Raw genomic sequence first — 1308 nt, 5'->3', positions numbered from 1 at the left:
GGTTCCTCGCTGAATTGGGTGGGTAGGACCTCAGCGGACCGGTAAGGCGAAGTCGAGTTTGCCGGCGATGAGGTAGGCGATGTTGAGGAGGTTGCGGGTGGTCCGATAGCCGCGGGCCTTGGCTTTGGCGGCCTGGATCAAGGAGTTGATGCCTTCGAGGAGTCCGTTGCTGAACCCGCTCCAGAACCAGTGCAGGACGCCATCGGCATGCTCCATCAGGGTTCGGGCGACCTTCTTCATGGGTTCCAACCCAGCCTCCAGAACCATCTCGCACCAGTCGGCCAGGAACTCAGCCGCGGCCTTTGGGTTGGCCTGCTCATAGAAATCCTGGAGGGTGAGGCGCATCCGGTAGGCCTCGGCCGTCTGGAGATTCATGGACTGGAGTTCCTGCAACCTCTCGCGCTGGCGGAAACTCAGATTCGAACGGTTCTTCAGCCAGACATACCGGCTGCGTTTGAGTTCAGGGCGGTCTCTGGCCTCGACCCGGCGAACATCATCGACGGCCTTGTTCGCCAACTGCATGACGTGGAACCGGTCGAAGGTGAGGTGGGCGTTCGGAAACTGGGTCCTCAGCCCCAGGATGAAGGCCTGGGACATGTCGCAGCAGGCCTCCGTGATCCGTTCAGCGGAACCGCCGTGGGCTTCCAGGTCCTTCCGGAAGGCTTCGACCGTGCTCTGGTCATTGCCCTCGGTGCCGAACAGCAGGCGCCTCCGGTCCAGATCCATGAACAGCGAGACGTAGTCCTGCCCACGCCGAGCAGCGGTCTCGTCCACGGCGACCGCCTTCACTTGACTCATATCCAACCGCTGGCGGGCCTCCTCGACATGGTGATCCACCAGGCGCCAAAGCCTCGTGTCGTGCTCGCCCACGAGCCGGGCCACCGCGTTCACCGGCATCTCCCGCATCAGTGCCATCAGCAGCGCCTCGAACAGCAGCGTGAAGCCCGAGCCCGGGCGCGCCCATGGCACCTGTACCTGCTTCACCCCGTGCTGGTCGCAGCGGCAGCGCGGCACCCGCGCCGTCAGATAGGCCGAGTGCTGGAAGAAGTCTAGGTGCCGCCAGGACTTCTCCTCGGTGTCGTGGACCTTCGAGGATTCGCCGCACTCCGGACACGGGAACGAGGCCCCCCGTGGGAAGTCGATCCGGATGTCCAGTCGCCGTGACTCGGCGGTAAACACCAGATCTTTCACCTCCCAAGGGGAGGTCAAACCCAGCGCCATGGTGAAAAGGGCATTCGCGTCCATCCACCCATGGTCCCAGCCTTACCAGTCCGCTGAGGTCCTACCCACCCAATTCAGCGAGGAACC

Annotated in this window: 1 protein-coding gene; it reads right to left on the bottom strand. The window is 63.5% G+C overall.

All coding sequences use genetic code 11. From position 1 onward, the window contains the following. Positions 1 to 30 precede the first annotated feature (30 nt). On the bottom strand, positions 31 to 1245 hold the full coding sequence (locus G398_RS0110440; protein WP_026853547.1) for an ISL3 family transposase: 1215 nt from the start codon (positions 1243 to 1245) through the stop codon (positions 31 to 33). Positions 1246 to 1308 lie beyond the last annotated feature (63 nt).

The organism is Geothrix fermentans DSM 14018 (assembly GCF_000428885.1).
Lineage (GTDB): Bacteria > Acidobacteriota > Holophagae > Holophagales > Holophagaceae > Geothrix > Geothrix fermentans.
The sequence above is the reverse complement of the archived record's forward strand: the minus strand, read 5'-3'. Positions and strand labels throughout refer to the sequence as shown.